This window comes from Microcoleus sp. PH2017_35_SFW_U_B (assembly GCF_020737865.1).
Classification (GTDB): Bacteria; Cyanobacteriota; Cyanobacteriia; order Cyanobacteriales; family Microcoleaceae; genus Microcoleus.
In genome coordinates, this window is sequence record NZ_JAEQDE010000067.1 from 31,420 (window position 1) to 46,675 (window position 15,256).

The 15,256-nt window shown below is 46.6% G+C and carries 16 protein-coding genes; 7 read left to right on the forward strand and 9 right to left on the reverse strand.

The genetic code is table 11. The features are described 5' to 3' along the window. Positions 1–110 precede the first annotated feature (110 nt). Both JGK36_RS18835 and JGK36_RS18840 read left to right on the forward strand, forming a co-directional pair. Complete coding sequence (locus tag JGK36_RS18835) at positions 111–380, forward strand: DUF4160 domain-containing protein (RefSeq protein ID WP_293196920.1); 270 nt, start codon at positions 111–113, stop codon at positions 378–380. Between the two features lie 14 nt (positions 381–394). Next, positions 395–673 (forward strand): DUF2442 domain-containing protein, encoded by a 279-nt coding sequence (locus tag JGK36_RS18840; protein WP_293196921.1) that lies wholly within the window; start codon positions 395–397, stop codon positions 671–673. 128 nt (positions 674–801) lie between these two features. Here JGK36_RS18840 and JGK36_RS18845 read toward each other — a convergent pair whose 3' ends face one another. The 3 genes from JGK36_RS18845 to JGK36_RS18855 form a co-directional block, all read right to left on the reverse strand. After that, complete coding sequence (locus tag JGK36_RS18845) at positions 802–1,167, reverse strand: hypothetical protein (protein WP_293196922.1); 366 nt, start codon at positions 1,165–1,167, stop codon at positions 802–804. A 42-nt stretch (positions 1,168–1,209) separates the two neighbouring features. Next, positions 1,210–1,779: a papain fold toxin domain-containing protein gene (locus JGK36_RS18850; RefSeq protein WP_293196923.1), complete on the reverse strand. Its 570-nt coding sequence runs from the start codon at positions 1,777–1,779 to the stop codon at positions 1,210–1,212. Between the two features lie 329 nt (positions 1,780–2,108). Next, positions 2,109–5,627: a response regulator gene (locus JGK36_RS18855; RefSeq protein ID WP_293179019.1), complete on the reverse strand. Its 3,519-nt coding sequence runs from the start codon at positions 5,625–5,627 to the stop codon at positions 2,109–2,111. Positions 5,628–6,444: 817 nt separating this feature from the next. Between JGK36_RS18855 and JGK36_RS18860 the strand changes: the two genes are divergently transcribed. After that, the gene (locus JGK36_RS18860; RefSeq protein ID WP_293179016.1) at positions 6,445–6,651 is read left to right on the forward strand and encodes a hypothetical protein; all 207 of its coding nucleotides are present in this window, start codon (positions 6,445–6,447) and stop codon (positions 6,649–6,651) included. A gap of 576 nt (positions 6,652–7,227) precedes the next feature. Further along, positions 7,228–7,866, forward strand: a complete 639-nt coding sequence (locus JGK36_RS18865) for a GNAT family N-acetyltransferase (protein ID WP_293196924.1) — start codon at positions 7,228–7,230, stop codon at positions 7,864–7,866. 165 nt (positions 7,867–8,031) lie between these two features. Here the strand turns inward: JGK36_RS18865 and JGK36_RS18870 are convergent, their stop codons facing one another. After that, positions 8,032–8,691, reverse strand: a complete 660-nt coding sequence (locus JGK36_RS18870) for a glutathione S-transferase family protein (protein ID WP_293179010.1) — start codon at positions 8,689–8,691, stop codon at positions 8,032–8,034. 237 nt (positions 8,692–8,928) lie between these two features. On the opposite strand from JGK36_RS18870, the gene JGK36_RS18875 reads away from it, so the two are divergent. After that, complete coding sequence (locus JGK36_RS18875; RefSeq protein ID WP_293179007.1) at positions 8,929–9,405, forward strand: N-acetyltransferase; 477 nt, start codon at positions 8,929–8,931, stop codon at positions 9,403–9,405. Between the two features lie 28 nt (positions 9,406–9,433). Here JGK36_RS18875 and JGK36_RS18880 read toward each other — a convergent pair whose 3' ends face one another. The 5 genes from JGK36_RS18880 to groES all read right to left on the reverse strand — a co-directional run bounded on the left by JGK36_RS18880 (position 9,434) and on the right by groES (position 13,013). Continuing rightward, on the reverse strand, positions 9,434–9,811 hold the full coding sequence (locus tag JGK36_RS18880) for a hypothetical protein (protein WP_293179004.1): 378 nt from the start codon (positions 9,809–9,811) through the stop codon (positions 9,434–9,436). Between the two features lie 5 nt (positions 9,812–9,816). Beyond that, a complete protein-coding gene (locus JGK36_RS18885; protein ID WP_293179001.1) occupies positions 9,817–10,317 on the reverse strand; it encodes a hypothetical protein in 501 nt (166 codons plus the stop codon). Next, positions 10,271–10,765 (reverse strand): hypothetical protein, encoded by a 495-nt coding sequence (locus JGK36_RS18890; protein WP_293178998.1) that lies wholly within the window; start codon positions 10,763–10,765, stop codon positions 10,271–10,273. The genes JGK36_RS18885 and JGK36_RS18890 overlap by 47 nt, the downstream gene beginning before the upstream one ends. 152 nt (positions 10,766–10,917) lie before the next feature. Next, positions 10,918–12,558, reverse strand: a complete 1,641-nt coding sequence (groL, locus tag JGK36_RS18895) for a chaperonin GroEL (protein WP_293178995.1) — start codon at positions 12,556–12,558, stop codon at positions 10,918–10,920. Positions 12,559–12,701: 143 nt separating this feature from the next. Then, positions 12,702–13,013 (reverse strand): co-chaperone GroES, encoded by a 312-nt coding sequence (gene groES, locus JGK36_RS18900; RefSeq protein WP_194008182.1) that lies wholly within the window; start codon positions 13,011–13,013, stop codon positions 12,702–12,704. A 296-nt stretch (positions 13,014–13,309) separates the two neighbouring features. On the opposite strand from groES, the gene JGK36_RS18905 reads away from it, so the two are divergent. Together JGK36_RS18905 and JGK36_RS18910 are read left to right on the forward strand one after the other, a co-directional pair. Beyond that, entirely contained in the window at positions 13,310–13,747 is a 438-nt protein-coding gene (locus JGK36_RS18905; RefSeq protein ID WP_293178992.1) for a ferredoxin, read from the forward strand. A 650-nt stretch (positions 13,748–14,397) separates the two neighbouring features. Next, complete coding sequence (locus JGK36_RS18910; RefSeq protein ID WP_293125294.1) at positions 14,398–15,045, forward strand: response regulator transcription factor; 648 nt, start codon at positions 14,398–14,400, stop codon at positions 15,043–15,045. The last annotated feature ends 211 nt before the right edge of the window (positions 15,046–15,256 follow it).

The window sequence follows — 15,256 nt, forward strand, 5'->3', positions numbered from 1 at the left end:
AGATCCCCACCGAGCGTCAAGAACGAGATCGCCCAAACCCCACAAATATCGCAAGATTTAGCGCGATCGCTTACAATAGAAAGTATAATCAACGCCCAAAATCAGTCGCCATGCCTGTAATTTCAATGTTTTATGGTGTCATCGTCAGAATGTACTACTTTGATAACCAAAAACATCAATGCCCGCACATCCACGTCAGCTATCAAGACGATGAAGCCGTATTTGCCATCCCTAATGGCGATATCCTTGAGGGGCAACTACAAAGATCTAAACTCAAGCTGGTTCAAGCCTGGATCGAAATCCATCAAGATGAACTGATGGCGGATTGGCAACTCGCAGTCAATGGGCAACAAGTCTTCAAAATCAACCCCCTCCAGTGATTCGGAGTAATTATATGTCTCCCAAAGTCATCAAGGTCGAACCCTTAGAAAACTATCGACTTCGCCTCACCTTTAGTAATGGCGAAATTCGTCTCTTTAATGTCACTCCCTATCTCGACAAAGGAATATTCACCGAACTTCAAAATATCGAATATTTTCAGCAAGTCAAACTTACTTTTGGCAGCATTCAATGGCCCCACGAGCAAGATTTTAGTCCGGATACCCTCTATCTTACCAGTCAACCCGAAGAAAAAACAGTAGAGTCGATATCGCCTTCCCCAGCCCTACGATAGTAATGTCTCAAATAAAAAAACGATGATTGTGGTCATAAAGAAGGCAGCGATCTCCCTTATAAATTATTTTGAAACAGCAGCGATCGTCCTTATTTTTTTCAAACAAGAGCGATCGCACTTTCTCTGAACTAATGATGCGCTGGCAACTTCTCCCCTATATCCAATTCGCCTTCGCGTAAAGTGTCAGTAGAAGAATTCCGATCGATAAATTCATCTAACAGTTCAAAAAATTGATCGAGTGCTTTACTTTCGTCTTCAGAATAAAAAAGAATGATGTTAGCCCAAGATTGGCTAGTCTGCACGTTGAATCTTTTTCGTATCCATTCAGGAAACGACATAAAATCGCTGTCTTGTTTTGTTGGCTGTTCTCCCAACTCATGTTTAGCAACGCTGTAACCCGATAAAAAAGCCTGAAGGCAAATAATTGAGTGTCTTCCCAAGTACATTGAAGGAGCTTTCTTGATTTTGTGAATCAGCGTATATAAATCGTGCATTATCCACCTCAATATTTTTCAAAAGTTGGTCAGCTTTGCCGCTCAAAATTCCTCTTCTATAATCTTAAAACTTCCCATACCCAGTTCCAGAGTAGGAGATGTTAAATTTTGTAGCCATTCCTGCCGAGTTACGCCACTACGATCTATATTGTCAAAAACAATTTCCTCTCCGTCAACTGTAATTGATATTCCGATGTGGTAGCCATTAGTAGCAATTTGCTGCCCTCGTCGTAAATCATAAATCACTGACCAAGGTAGGTCTTGCCTGCCTAAATCGAGCTTAATTTGCTTCCCATGCACCTTTCTGACTGTCAAGAACTCTTTGATTGCCTGACTACATTCAACACATTGAAAAACTCCATAAAGGGTAGCAATTTTAGCTATCTCTAGACGGATATCATCTAAACTACTCGGCTCTAAACTCAAAGTGGAAAGTTTACCTCCTACGCATAGATAAAAGTATATCTCAAAACAATTCCCATTCTGTATTTGCTGTTCGTGCGAATAACTCATAGTCGCGGACGGTATCAAGTCTTCTCGTCTGCGTTTTGAGATTTCGCGCCGCTGCTCAATTTCACCGTTATTCTCGATCGCACTCTGGTTCAAGTGCACTTGCAACGTCCTCGGTTGAAATGTACGCGCGGCGTAGCTATCTCGACCGGATTCGCCCCACCGAAAAAAGAGCGTGAAGCGAAGTTATCCCTCTTCGTGAATCGCCCCTGACACCAAATACCAAACACTTCGATGATTCTACAAATTGCGATCGCCAATTCCCTACTCATTCATAGCGATCGAGACTCGTATTGAACAGGCAGGATGCCTGTTCCACAATAATTATTAGAGATGGCTATTAGATATTGAGCGTTGGTCGCAAACAACAAACAACAAATAACCAATAACTAATAACAAACAACTAATAACCAATAACAAACAACCAATGACTAATCACAATTCAGCATAAAAGTCAACACTGTTTCATCAATTCCCTTGAGTTGCAGCGGCTTATATTTAACAATTCGATTCTCCTCAACATAATCTGCAACCGCAGCCGAAATCAGCACAGAGTTTGGTTCCGCCACCTCTTGCAAACGAGCAGCAATATTCACGCTCGGCCCGATCGCAGTATAATCCGATCGATCGGGGCCGCCAAACATCCCCACCACCGCAGTACCCTGGTGAATACCGCAGCGAAACCGCACCGGAGGCACCCCATTTTCCCCCACAATTCCCTGCTCCAACCAGCGCTCGTTAAGTTGCTTCAGAGCTCGCAGCATAAGCCTTGCAGCAGCTATAGCGCGGCGCACTTGCTCGTTTGGCGTTAGTTCCTCCGGCGCGCCAAAGAGAGCCATTACCGCATCTCCCACAAACTTGTCCACCGTACCGCCGCTGTCAAAAATAGCCTTAGTCATTGCCGCCAAATATTCATTCAACAGCTCAGCTACCCGGCGCGATCGCAGCGTATTTGCCATTTGAGTAAAACCGACAATATCGCTAAACAAAATAGTAATCAATCGCGGTTCCGGGCGCAAATCCAAGGCCAAATCTCCAGCCGCAGCGGCTTTCACCATCGACGGCGGCAAAAATCGGCGCAGCACCGACTCAGTTAAATAATTGTTCAACTGCTGCACTCGCCGCTCGTTTTGCTTGAGGGCGATTAAATTCCGCACTTCTGCCAACAATTCGCGATCGTTAAAAGGCTTCGATAAATAAGCATCAGCACCCCGTTCTACTCCTTCAATCCGAGTATCTGCGTCGGCTTTAGCAGTTAGCAAAATTGCCGGAGTTCCCCGCAAGTCTTCATCCTGTCGAATCATCCGAATCAAATCCAAACCCGAGATCACAGGCATCATCAAATCCGTGACAATTAAATCCGGACGGCGGTTTTTTGCCACGGCAAATCCTTCTTCTCCGTTGCGGGCGAGCAAAACTGCAAAGCCAGACTCTCGCAGAATTCCCGACACATAAAAGCGCAAATCTGGATTGTCGTCAACCACCAAAACCGTGCCAGCTACTGTTTCGGAATTTATCGGTTCTAGAGCCTCAAAGTTATGATTTTCTGCTTCATCTTCCGACAAGTCAGCTTCCACATCTGCCAGTTCCACCGCAGCTTTGGATGCGTGAAACTCGGCGGGGATTTCCAGTACCCGTTCTGGGGGCAAATGAGTCGAACCGAAGTGCAGCCAAACGGTAAAAGTAGTACCTTCGCCGTAAACTGAATCGACGGAAATTTGACCGCCGTGGAGTTCGACTAATTCTTTGACAAGTGCCAAACCTAAACCGCTGCCTTCGTAGGAACGGCTGGCGGAACCTTCGGCTTGGTGAAAGCGCTCGAATAAATAGGGAATTTGTTCGGTGCGAATGCCGATGCCGGTGTCTTTTACTTGCAACAAACAGTGAGCGCCGGCTGGTTCAACTGTCAGGGTGATTGTTCCCCCTTCTGGGGTGAATTTGACAGCATTTGATAGCAGGTTGTAAATAACTTTGTCAAATCTTTCAATATCTAAATAAAGTAAAGGACAGTCTTGCAGTTGGGTAATTAAGTGCAGTCCTTTTTTGTCGCAGTAGGCGCGGAAAGACTCTGCCGTAGAGTAACAAAAACCGACTAAATCGCACGGGCGAAAACTCGGCTGCATCCGTCCTGCATCGAGGCGCTGCAAGTCCAGCAGTTGATTTACCAACCGCAGGAGGCGGCGGGAATTACGCAAGGCGATGACGGCTTGTTCGTAGGGTAAGTCTTCTTTGCGGCCGCAAGCTGATTCTAGAGGGCCGATAGTTAGGGTGAGAGGGGTGCGGAATTCGTGGGAGATATTTTGGAAAAATTCGGTTTTGAGCCGATCGGCTTCCAAAAGCCGTTCCGCCTGCTGTCTGGTAGTCTGGTAGAGGCGCGACTGCTGCACCGCCAAAGCAGCTTGAGTTGCCACTATTTGAGCCAGGTCAATGTCTGAGAGGTTCCAGCGGCGGGTGCTGCAATTTTGGCGCAGCGAAATGCTGCCGATGATTTTGCCTTCGGAGATTAAGGGCACGACTAACAGAGCCCTGGCTGGCGATCGCACTTGCAGTTCTGTAACATTTAAATCGGGGCGTTCGTTGAGGTCTTCAATCGCCACGGGCTCTTTTGATACCATAACTTGCAGCAACACCGGATTGCCGCGAATCGGCACCAAAGACTGCGGCAGGGAAGGATGGGCAAAAACCCAGCCGGGAGGGTTCGCAGCAGCACTCTCAGCAGCAGTTTGAGGGCTTGGAGGATTCGCAACTACCTCTGAATTGTTAAAACCCTGTTTTACAGCCACGGTATCCCTATTTGTGTCGTAGAGACCAACGCACTGGACATATTCATCATCTTCTGTCCACAGAGATAGGGCGCAGCCGTCAACTTGCAAAGCTTGGCCGAGTTGTTGAGTAATCGCTGCAAAAATATTTTGGGGGTCGAGGCTCGATCGAATTGCCGTAGTAATAGTATTGACTAAGGTCTCGCGCTTTGCCAGCGCCCGCACCTGTTCGTAAGCCCGGGCCTGAGAAAGGGCCAAAGCCGCTTGGTCGGCCACCGTAATTACTAACTGTACCTCGTGGTCTTCCCACTGGCGCGGTCGATCGAACTGGTGCAGCGCCAAGACTGCCATCAGTTCCATTTGGTAAAACAGCGGTACGATTAAGCTCGATCGAATATTCGCAGCTTGGTAAGCCTGCAATCGCTGCTCATTGTCCCAGCTTAAAACTCGATCGTCAGTTTGAGCATCTTGAATCACCTCCACATCCAGAGTTTCCCAAACCAAATCCGGCAACAAATCCGGCGAAAGTCGGGCGCTAGAAGCATCTCGTCTAGCTTCAGAATCGCCCCGCAACCCTTTACTTTCGGCCTTCTGGTAAACGAACCACTCATCAGCCACCCGGCCGTCTTGGAACGGCCGCAGCAAACAGCAACTCACCTCAAACATCTGCCCGACAGTTTCCACAATTCTTTGCAGCATTTGCTGGTAATTGGGAGCCGATCGAATAGTATTGGTAACGGCATAAAGCAGCGATTCTTGCGAGAGAGCCCTACGCAGTTCATTCGTGCGGGCTTTCAGGACATTGTGAGTATCAACAGCTTGACTGACAAGAGCTCTGAGTTCTTCAGCATCCCAAGGCTTAGTAACGAATTTGAATACTTTGCCAGCATTAATAGCTTCAACTAAATCTTCAACATCCGTATAGCCAGTTAAAATAATTCGGATCACATCAGGATATTGAGCCGCAGTCAGGCTGAGAAACTCCGTACCGCTCATTTTTGGCATTCGCTGATCGGAAATAATCACAGCAACCTCTCCCTCTTTTGCCAAAATTTCGAGGGCGGCGGGGCCAGATTCGGCTCTGAGCACTTTATAGTCTCGATGGAAGGTGCGGTAAAGCAAATCGAGGTTATCCGGTTCGTCATCGACGATTAGAAGTTTGAGCTTAGGATTTGATTGGGAATTCATGCACCGTTCTCCTGTGCCCCGGGGCAGTTCGATTTAATAAGTCTGTTGAAAAAAAGAATTCGCAGGTTTCAATTGCACGAGTCATACGACAGTTGACAGTTGACAGTTGACAGTTGACAGTTGTTACCTACTACTAATGACTGATGACTGATGACTGATGACTGATGACTGATGACTGATGACTGATGACATAAGGGTTTGGAGTTTGCCGGCAGTTGCATTATTTTTTGAAACTGGTGTCACACAAATTCGTGAATCTGAAGTTGTTGTGAGTGGGTCGAGGCAAGAATCAACCTTGATTTTTAATTTATGGGTTTTCAATTCCGAATTCTTCGATCGCCACAGTTGCCTGTAGTGCACCCCAATTTTATTATTTAATGATATTCACAAAAATCTCGTCTTGCGGGAAGTGTCCTTAACCCCTCACCTCTATGTTGAGCGTGAAAATAGGAATCCGCAACTTTTAACTGCCCTCTGGATATCTCATAATACATAGGAATAATCGTCCTGATTGTGAGTGGATTTGCCTTTCTTTATGTGTTATTATCGCTCATCTTCCTGTTTTATTTGGTGTGTAAAAACTGTCTGTAGCAGGATACAATAGACAACCAACATCTTCCCCTGTGTTTTTGCTGCCTAGGTGACAGCAACTTTCACATTCTGCCAAGGATATGGCTTTCCTCTCCGGCCCCTGTGTCCCTGACTGATATTCGGGGGGGGAGACAGACAGACAACACAGGCGGGGAAGTGCGAGTGACGCAATTGCTGTACCATTTTAGTGAGACTGGCACTTTTTGGGCAGAGCGCGGCATTTTTTATGCCTCGTCCAGACCAACGCCCAAGGCAATTACTGCGGCGAAACACCGCTATCTTGAGCATCCATCTGTTAATCTTAGCTAGGGATGTACTCTGTGGAAACCGATCGAGCCGCTCGATCGAAGTTTTGAAGCTCTCGATCGCCCGCAGCACAGTATCGCAGCACAATATCGCTGGACAATATCTAGCCCTCCGGCGCAACAGGTAAGGCCTGTTCGCGAGGGGACGGGCTTCCTGATTGCCCAGCACTGCTGAAAGCTGGGTTGTCGGGTTCTGGGACAGGCAGCCAACATCCGACTTGCGATCGCGCCCGGTATTAGTCTAGTAGATACTTGATATTGTCAATTACCGCTAGACGGATAAATTATATTCGATCGGGTATTTCTGCAAGCAGAGAGCGGTACGCTTCCGGGAACCAGACGTTAAAACCTTTTTGATTGTTTTTAATAACTTTCCCGCTACCCACAAATCTAGTATTAAGGGATGGGTTTTCATTGGAAATAAATTTAGTCTAAAATACTGAATATCTCCAATTTACATCAGATAATAGTTAGAGGAAAGTACAAAAAGAATGTGACTGAATCGCATTCATAAACTCTGAGTATAAGTCATACAATTTAATCTCTTAAATTTAAGATTCTCGATGACAAATATTATGATTGGGAGTTGGTCTAAAGTTACATTCTTTTTTTAAAAGTGATATTACATTATCACCAGAAGTGAAATTTCTCAGATGGGCAGATCGGTAACCCGCGTAGAAAAATTAATATAGTGACCTGGAATTGTGAATCCTTCCTTTTTTTCCTCAGCTTCTCACCAACAACAAACTCCCGGACTTTCTGGCTTTTCGATCCGGGTGGCTGCATCAAATGACTTGACGCAACTAGCGGATATTTTGGCCATGAGCTTTCACTCCCGCGAGGGGTTTGTAGAATGGGTGTATCCAGTGTTGCGTTTAGGCATTTACGAAGATTTAAAAAATCGACTCCGTTCTAAAGCAGAACACTATATTTGTCTCGTTGCTGAGCTAGTCTCGCGGGAGTCAGGAATGCAGAATTATCGATCGCACCAAACTCAGTCTATAGCAGGAACAATAGAAATGGCTCTGCGTTCTCGATTCCCTTGGCAAATACCGAATTCCGACTATCCTTACTTGTCAAATTTAGCAGTTCACCCGGAGTATCGGCGGCAGGGAATTGCTCAACAACTGCTCGACAACTGCGAGAATACAGCCCGAGAATGGGGATTTTCGGAGATTTACCTCCACGTTTTGGAAAACAATCACGGGGCGCGACAATTGTACTATCAAGCAGGCTACCGCTTGCAACAGGTAGATTGGCATTGGACTTATTGGCTGTTCGGCCAGCCGCGCCGGCTATTTTTACGCAAGCAGATTTCCCTCTCATCACCTAAGTATGGGTAGTGTTGCATGAGCGCCTGCTTTTCGCACGCTCAATCGTTATGGAGAAAGGGTTGTATCAATTGCATCATTGAAGAAAGCAGCACTACCCAATTTCTACCTGCTGCTTCACTTCTAGTTGAACTTGAGCCTCAACAAATAGCGATTCCTTGATAATGAATTGGTTCATCAGGCTTGAGATTGTTCGAGAAATTTTTGTCTCCGAGAGGCGTAAACTGCCAAATCTGCCTCGGTGAATCGGGTTTTTTGCCATGAGGGACGAGACATTAGCCGATCGCACCAAGCTTGAATTTTGGGATATCCGTCTGTGGATACATCAACCCAAGATAGCAGAGGGACGACCGTACCAGCAACGCATTCAGCATATGTTAAGGTGTTGCTACCGAAAAAAGGGCGATCGTCCAACAAACCTTCAAAAAATGTCAGCACAGTATCGACTTTTTCCTTAGCCTTTGCGATTACCTGCGCTTCAGGAATTCCCCAGCCCATTTTTTCACTGCTGAGGGGGTAAAGTGCCGGCCCAAGTTCGTTAATCGTGACCAATTGTACCATTTTCACAATTGCCAAATCTTTCGCATCTTTGGGTAGCATGGCCGGTTCGGGATACTTCGCTTCTAGATAGTCAAGAATTGCCAGAGACTCGACGACGGTGAAACCATCATCGACCAAAACAGGGACGCGATGAAAAGGATTCATTGCGACAAATTCAGGCTCTAAATGATCGCCGTCCAAGTAGATTGTTATTAATTCAAAGTCGAGGTTTTTTTCGATGAGGGCAACCCACACGCGGCTGGAGTTGGTGGAAATGGGAGTATGGTAAAGTTTCATAAATTTTGTGCCTGTTTGTTGAGAGAGTCAGCTTTTGAGGATTGAGTTGCCGATCGGGCTACTGAAAATATTTAGATTTTAGTCAATTTTACACGCACAGGGGGCGATCGTACTTCTGGCACAATCGGACATCATTACCTGTAGTGCGATCGAGCTTGGATAGCATTTGATAACTTACGCTGCTAAACTGGTACAGCACACAGCGGTTGATCGCTTGTCAAGTTTCGAGGCTGTATTATGACCGTTAACTACCGAGTTGCAGCGATCGCTGATATTACGCTTCTTTTAGAACTTGTTAAAGAGTTTCATAAAAAAGAACAATTGGAATTCGACGAAAAAGTCGATCGTGATGTTTTAGCAAATCTTTTGGCTGATGCGTCTTTGGGACAAGTGTGGCTGATTCAGCAAGAAGATGAGGCGATCGGCTATATTATTTTGACGCTGGGTTACAGTTTAGAATACCGAGGCAGGGATGCCTTTATTGACGAGTTTTATATCCGACCCAACTATCGCGGACAAGGCATTGGAACTCAGACTTTAGCATTTGCAGAGGATACCTGCCGAGTTTTGGGAGTCCAAGCTCTTCATCTGGAAGTAGATTTTGAAAATCCCGATGCACAGCGTCTTTATCACAGAGTAGGTTATCAAAGTCATAACCGTTTTCTGATGACTAAAAATTTGGCAGTCTCTGAAGACAAGGATTTGGGCAATTAAGAATGTTCTCACACTCTTGATGGGCTGATTATTGATTGATAGTGACTTCCTGGCGCACAGACGAGGTAATCGCCTCTACTAGAAATAATCGCTCGCTAAGTGACAAATTAAGCGTTAATTTCATTAATTCTTGAAAAGATAATTCTTCTTTTGCATATTCGGAAGAATTATCATTCCGATCTGGCGAAAAAACCTCATCAGAACTTAAAGGCTTGACTGAAGTATTATGCTCTAAACTTTTCTTCATATCTGCGAGTAGAAGCTCTAAAAATTTAATATCGTTCCCTAGATCCGCAGCCTCATCCTCTTCTATATCTTCAATTACCTGCAAACGTTCTTGATAGGCATTGATTTGATGTTCGATCGCTTCTATAATAAACCTTAAATCTTTAAATGATAAATTCATATTGCTTAGCTGTCATTTGATTTATTTTCTCCAAGTTTATCCTCGACCGTTTCACCGTCTCCACTATCGGCTAAATTGTTACTTTCATCTGAAACTTCATAATTATCCATAATTTCAAGCAATAAATGCTTTAAATTCTTATCCGGTGGTCGTTTCTCAAATTCTGCGTGTGTGTAAATCCAAATTAACACAACTTCTTTTTTTGTAATATCTAACAAATAGATAAGTCGCCCCTGTTCAGCGGCTCCCCGAAGCTGAGGCATTTTAAACTCAAGCTTCCAAAATTCCAACCCCTCACGGCTACAGCCTTTGGGCCAAGGTTCTAAATGTCCCAACGGTGGACGGGGACGGGGGTCAACACTCAAAATTCTGAGGAATTTTTGGATTAATTCGACAAATTTCACTAATCCTACCTGATTTTTACGATAGTGATCGCGGATTAGTTTTTGCTGAGTTTTATCAAAGTTCTTCGAGAGCTTGATATGAAATTGCTCTGATTCGTTCACAGGCCTCCTCCGCTGTCATCGCCTCGATAGTTTCTAACTCTTCAAAAGTCTGTTCCAGGGCTTCAGATAGTGCTTTTTGATAAGCAATATCTTCCCGTTCTACTCCACTCAAGATCGCATTAAGAAGACGTTGAAATGCTGCACCGTAAGCTATAAAAGCGTCTTGCTCACCTTTGATTGCAATTGAAAATAAAGAAAAAGCCAAATAAAAACGCCCTAAAAATTCACTAAAAACTCCCTTAATTCCTTGAGGGGGTTCAATTAAGGCATAGGCAAAAATTTTGAGTAATTCTCTAGTCTCAGGGGGAATCTGCTCCCAACGAGCGTCAATTATGACAGCTAAATTGTTTGCTTTTTGAGCCAGTTCCCAAAACCTTGAAGCGCTGGATGTGCGCGGCTGAAATATCTGCCGAATTTCGCTGGGGCTAATTGTAATAGTGGCTGACATTGGCCTGACCTCTTGCGATGCGATCGCTTTACGGATACTCAATCATTCTTAGTATATCAGTCAGGCCATACAAAAATTTAGCTGTCCCCTGGGAGCGACAGCTATTTCTATGAAAAAGGCGGACCCGAAAGCCCGCCCTCTCAAACTATCGATTAATAATCGAAGTCGCCGCCGCCCATGCCGCCGCCGCCGCCAGAAGCAGCGCCTTCTTTGGGTTCAGGCTTGTCAACGACGATGCACTCGGTTGTCAGCACCATGCCGGCAATAGATGCGGCATTTTGCAGAGCAGAACGAGTTACCTTCGCAGGGTCAACGATACCAGCTTCAAACATATCGACAAACTCATTTGTCGCTGCATTGAAACCAACGTTAAACGGCTTTTCTTTGACGCGCTCAGCGATGACAGCGCCATTCAAACCAGCATTTTCAGCAATCCGCTTCAGGGGAGCAGCCAGAGCCCGTGCCACAATCAAAGCACCGGTTAACTCTTCGCCCTTCAGATTGGCATTCGCCCACTCTTCCAATTGAGGAGTTAGGTGAGCCAAAGTTGTACCGCCACCAGGAACGATGCCTTCTTCGACAGCAGCTTTGGTTGCGTTGATCGCATCTTCAAGACGCAGTTTGCGATCCTTCATTTCGGTTTCAGTCGCAGCGCCGACTTTGATGACTGCGACGCCGCCGGCCAATTTAGCCAAACGTTCTTGCAGCTTTTCTTTGTCGTAGGAAGATTCGGTTTCGTCCATTTGACGGCGAATTTGTTCGCAGCGAGATTTGACTGCGACTTCGTTACCTTCGGCAACAATTGTCGTGCTGTCTTTGGTGATGGTGATGCGGCGGGCTTTGCCGATCATGTCCAGCTTGGTGTTTTCCAGTTTCAAACCGGCGTCTTCGGTGATTAGTTGACCGCCGGTCAATACGGCGATATCTTCTAACATGGCTTTGCGTCGATCGCCAAAACCAGGTGCTTTAACAGCAGTTACATTCAACACACCGCGCAGTTTGTTGACAACGAGAGTAGCTAGTGCTTCCTTCTCAATGTCTTCTGCAATGATCAACAGCGGGCGGCCGGAACGAGCTACTTGTTCGAGCACTGGTACTAAGTCTTGTACCAAGCCGATTTTCTTGTCTGTCAGCAAGATGAAGGGTTCTTCTAGAATCGCTTCCATCCGTTCGGTGTCGGTGACGAAGTAGGGAGAAATGTAGCCTTTGTCGAAGCGCATCCCTTCGGTGATTTCGAGTTCGGTGGTCATAGACTTCCCTTCTTCCAGGGAAATTACGCCTTCCTTGCCCACTTTGTCCATTGCATTGGCAATCATTTGGCCGACTTCATCGTCGTTACCAGCAGAGATTGAGCCGACTTGAGCGATGGATTTGGAATCTTCTACTTGTTTGGCGTGTTCGGCAATCTTTTCGACCAAGAAGCCGGTTGCTTTGTCAACACCGCGCTTGAGGGCGATCGCATTTGCACCAGCAGCTACGTTACGCAGACCTTCTTTGACCATTGCGTGAGCCAGAACGGTAGCAGTTGTGGTGCCGTCGCCTGCTGCGTCGTTGGTTTTGGAAGCAGCTTGACGGATCAAGGCAACGCCTGTATTTTCTACGTGGTCTTCGAGTTCGATTTCTTTGGCGATGGTTACGCCGTCATTGACGATTTGAGGAGCTCCGAATTTCTTTTCGAGAACCACGTTACGACCTTTGGGGCCGAGGGTAACGGCGACTGCTTCGGCGAGAATGTCCATACCGCGTTCGAGGGCGCGACGTGCATTTTCGTTGTAGATTATACGCTTAGCCATAGTTTTTGGGGATGAGAGGGTTTGAGATTTTAGATTGGGGATGGATGGCGAGTCATTTGTCTTGTGTCATTAGTTTTTTGGCGGCGTTCGCTTTAAACTAATGACTGATGACTGATGACTGATGACTGATGACTAATGATTAATTAGTTGACGATCGCCAGAATATCTTTTTCGGCCAACAAGACGTATTCGTCGGTGCCGAGTTTGATGTCGGTGCCGGCGTATTTCGAGTAGAGAACTTTGTCGCCGACTTTGACTTCCATTTCAACGCGCTTGCCGTCGTCGTTGCGCTTGCCGGGGCCCACGGCCGCAACTTCGCCTACTTGGGGCTTTTCCTTAGCTGTGTCGGGTAGAAGGATGCCGCCGGCGGTTTTTTCTTCGCTAGCGCTTACTTTCACGAACACGCGCTCGCCTAGCGGTTTAACGGTAGAAACACTCAGTGATACTGCTGCCATAAATAAATCTCCAGATTACAGATCCTAGTCAGTTAGCCGTCAGTGGTCGCGATGAAAGCAACGGCTGACTGCTTACACTGACATATTAGCACTCTCGACTCCTGAGTGCTAATTTAGCTTTAGTAAGGGGCGATCGCAACTTATCTGTCTGTACGGGTTCCCGAACCGAGGATGAGTGGGGGAGTGGGGGAATGGGAGAGTGGGAGAGTGGGAGAGTGGGAGAGTGGGAGAGTGGGAGAGTGGGAGAGTGGGAGAGTGGTGATGAGTTTCGATCGCTAATTAATTATTATTAACGAATGAATAAAATATCTGAAAATAACAACGATGAATCTTGCAGCCAAGGCTTGAGCGCTTGCGTCCAAAGCCTGGGAATAGAGCGAATTGAACGGCATATTTTTATCTGTGCCGACCAAACCGTGCCCAAGTGTTGCGATCGAGAAAGCAGTCTGGTGGCTTGGAATTACTTAAAAAAACGCTTGCAAGAATTGGGGTTGGACAAGCCAAAAGCCGATCGGCAAACCTGCATTTTTCGGACTAAAGCTAACTGCCTGCAAGTGTGCGCGTCTGGCCCGATTATGGTAGTCTACCCAGACGGAGTGTGGTATCGCGATGTTACTCCCCTCGTCATGGAGAGAATTATTCAGGAACATCTGATCGGCTCACAGGTGGTTGAAGAATACGCTTTTTTGACTCATCCTTTGCCGGAGCCTGCTGAGGCGAAAGCAGATATTTAACTATAGCGCGGTGAAAAAGCACAGCAGGATAAGTAAGGTGTTAGGTTTAAGACGGTAAAGTAGAGAGCGTGAGCGCGTTGGGCGATCGCACCTGCGGATCGATCGAACAACTGTACTCTCCTACCTGTTTCTGGTAGTCTTGCTTGTCGCTGTGTGTTTTTTTAAGAGGTGTATCGAAGCAGTTCGATCGCCCTCTGGCGAGAGTTTGCCGAAAAGTTTCTCAGTAGCAGACATCCGGCAGTTTGCCAAACTACACTAGAAATAGTTAAATACGTAAGTAGGGAGCCTGCTTAAATTTCTCTATATCAGAAGTATCATTTAAAACCGGGGCATCAACTTGCAATTGAACCGATCGAGATTAAATATTTAACTTGGGCTAGGGAGCGTGAGTCTTCCATCAATCAAGGCCGATCGTGACAGGCGATCGTCCATTACAGGTTTTGGCTCCGTTCCAGGTCGCAAGACATTCACAAACGGGCATCGAACACTGGGAGAGGAAGCGGTAATACCCGCCCCGCTTTCCCCTCACCGCCATCCCTTCACCCCACCGCCGTCCTCAACCCCCAACTTTCCCGGGCTGACACTGGACTGACGGAAAAAACAGGAGTGAAAAACAAGGAATTGTGCGGGATACTCTAGCGGGAAGAAACATGAAGGACAATAATTCAGGAGAGCAAAAACGGCTGATGCTGGTTGACGACGACCCGAACTTGATCTTGCTAGTCAAGGATTACTTAGAGTTTCGGGGCTACAACGTCATCACAGCAGAAAACGGCAGACACGCTCTAGAAAAACTCGAACAAGAAGTCCCCGATTTGATCATCTGTGATGTGATGATGCCAGAAATGGACGGGTACACTTTAGTCAAACACATCAGAGAAGACCCGCGCACGAGCTGGATTCCGGTTCTTTTCTTGTCCGCCAAAGGTCAAAGTTCCGATCGAGTAAAAGGCTTGAGCACTGGAGCTGATGTTTATATAGTTAAGCCTTTTGAGCCCGAAGAACTGGTAGCCCAAGTAGAATCTTCTCTGAAAGCAGCATCCCGCTTGATTCGTCACTCAAATCCAGGTATAGAGAGCGGCCCGAAAATTAAGGCGCGCCGCAATGTCGAATTGACTCCCACTGAGTTAAAGGTGGTACAGTTGCTAGCGCAGGGTATGGCAAACCGCCAGATCGCAGACGTGATGAATGTCAGCCAGCGCACTATAGAGAGCCACGTTAGCAATATGCTGGGCAAAACAGGTCTGCATAACCGGACAGAGCTAGCTCGCTGGGCCCTGGAAAGCAAAAAGGCTTGAGTTTAGGCTCTAGCGCTGTGAAATTAGGGGAGAAAAAGATACTGCAATCCGATTCGGTATGCTTGCTGGGCGATAGGGTGGTTGGCGTGGTAGTTTCGATCCCCATTAAGCTTGACCGAAAAACGAGGCGCAAGCCCCGTCCTTTTAAGGCTGGGGTCTAGCCGATTAGCGACTTCAGTCGCCTTGGAGCGAGTGCGCGGCTTCAGCCACA

Excerpts from the sequence above, each read along its gene's own strand:
- JGK36_RS18910 (WP_293125294.1), top strand. The coding sequence starts at position 14,398 with ATGAAGGACAATAATTCAGGAGAGCAAAAACGGCTGATGCTGGTTGAC.
- groES (WP_194008182.1), bottom strand. The coding sequence starts at position 13,013 with ATGGCAGCAGTATCACTGAGTGTTTCTACCGTTAAACCGCTAGGCGAG.
- JGK36_RS18905 (WP_293178992.1), top strand. The coding sequence starts at position 13,310 with ATGAATAAAATATCTGAAAATAACAACGATGAATCTTGCAGCCAAGGC.
- JGK36_RS18880 (WP_293179004.1), bottom strand. The coding sequence starts at position 9,811 with ATGAATTTATCATTTAAAGATTTAAGGTTTATTATAGAAGCGATCGAA.
- JGK36_RS18875 (WP_293179007.1), top strand. The coding sequence starts at position 8,929 with ATGACCGTTAACTACCGAGTTGCAGCGATCGCTGATATTACGCTTCTT.
- JGK36_RS18845 (WP_293196922.1), bottom strand. The coding sequence starts at position 1,167 with ATGCACGATTTATATACGCTGATTCACAAAATCAAGAAAGCTCCTTCA.
- JGK36_RS18840 (WP_293196921.1), top strand. The coding sequence starts at position 395 with ATGTCTCCCAAAGTCATCAAGGTCGAACCCTTAGAAAACTATCGACTT.
- JGK36_RS18835 (WP_293196920.1), top strand. The coding sequence starts at position 111 with ATGCCTGTAATTTCAATGTTTTATGGTGTCATCGTCAGAATGTACTAC.
- JGK36_RS18860 (WP_293179016.1), top strand. The coding sequence starts at position 6,445 with ATGCCTCGTCCAGACCAACGCCCAAGGCAATTACTGCGGCGAAACACC.
- JGK36_RS18890 (WP_293178998.1), bottom strand. The coding sequence starts at position 10,765 with ATGTCAGCCACTATTACAATTAGCCCCAGCGAAATTCGGCAGATATTT.
- groL (WP_293178995.1), bottom strand. The coding sequence starts at position 12,558 with ATGGCTAAGCGTATAATCTACAACGAAAATGCACGTCGCGCCCTCGAA.
- JGK36_RS18855 (WP_293179019.1), bottom strand. The coding sequence starts at position 5,627 with ATGAATTCCCAATCAAATCCTAAGCTCAAACTTCTAATCGTCGATGAC.
- JGK36_RS18870 (WP_293179010.1), bottom strand. The coding sequence starts at position 8,691 with ATGAAACTTTACCATACTCCCATTTCCACCAACTCCAGCCGCGTGTGG.